Origin of the sequence: Grimontia celer (genome assembly GCF_900055185.1) — a bacterium.
GTDB classification, from domain to species: domain Bacteria; phylum Pseudomonadota; class Gammaproteobacteria; order Enterobacterales; family Vibrionaceae; genus Enterovibrio; species Enterovibrio celer.
Genome location: NZ_FIZX01000026.1, coordinates 1 through 921 on the forward strand (window position 1 = coordinate 1; position 921 = coordinate 921).

Here is a 921-nt window from a genome sequence, read left to right on the forward strand (position 1 = left end):
TGATTTCTTTTCCTTCGGGTACTTAGATGTTTCAGTTCCCCGAGTTCGCCTCCACACACCTATGTATTCAGTGTGGGATACTGGCTTATGCCAGTGGGTTTCCCCATTCGGACATCCCAGATTCAAACGGCTGTTACTGCCTTATCTGGGCTTATCGCAAGTTACTACGTCCTTCATCGCCTCTGACTGCCAAGGCATCCACCGTGTACGCTTAGTCACTTAACCATACAACCCCAAGAGGTTTCGTATGCTCAAACAACCAAGGTGTTCTTATAAGAACATGTTCACCCTTTTTGCCTCTGCTTTTTCTTAAAAAGCGGAAACATAAAGCGATGAACGATTTCGCCGGACTCAAATATTGTTCATCACTTCCGAAGAAGGATGAAACCAAGAACACTTGAATGTGTTTGGTGTTAATTCCTAAGAATCAACATTTGAGAACTTTTACAAACAATCTTCATTTCCGTAGAAACAAAGTTGTTTAGTCAGCTTTCCAGATTTTTAAAGAGCATGTGATGTGTTCTAGCGAACAACCACTTTTTAAGAACACTCACCATTCTCTGTTCGAAGAGAAGTGTGCTTAAAGAGTGGTGGAGCTATGCGGGATCGAACCGCAGACCTCTTGAATGCAAATCAAGCGCTCTCCCAGCTGAGCTATAGCCCCCTGATGTTTTGTTCTTTCAGGAGAAAGAATGGTGGGCGATACCGGGCTCGAACCAGTGACCCCCTCCTTGTAAGGGAGGTGCTCTCCCAACTGAGCTAATCGCCCACATCAGTTTTACATCCTCTGTGGAAGAAGATGGTGGGTCGTGCAGGATTCGAACCTGCGACCAATTGATTAAAAGTCAACTGCTCTACCAACTGAGCTAACGACCCAGTGGCGTCCCATAGGGGAGTCGAACCCCTGTTACCGCCGTGAAA

Annotated in this window: 3 tRNA genes and 1 rRNA gene; all 4 read right to left on the reverse strand. The window is 45.9% G+C overall.

Going from position 1 to position 921, the window contains the following annotated elements:
• A 23S ribosomal RNA gene (locus tag GCE9029_RS25220) occupies nucleotides 1-225 on the reverse strand; the annotation flags it as partial.
• A gap of 363 nt (nucleotides 226-588) precedes the next feature.
• Nucleotides 589-664 (reverse strand) — tRNA-Ala (locus GCE9029_RS25225).
• A 29-nt stretch (nucleotides 665-693) separates the two neighbouring features.
• Nucleotides 694-769 (reverse strand) — tRNA-Val (locus GCE9029_RS25230).
• A 31-nt stretch (nucleotides 770-800) separates the two neighbouring features.
• A tRNA-Lys gene (locus GCE9029_RS25235) sits at nucleotides 801-876 on the reverse strand.
• Between the last annotated feature and the right edge of the window lie 45 nt (nucleotides 877-921).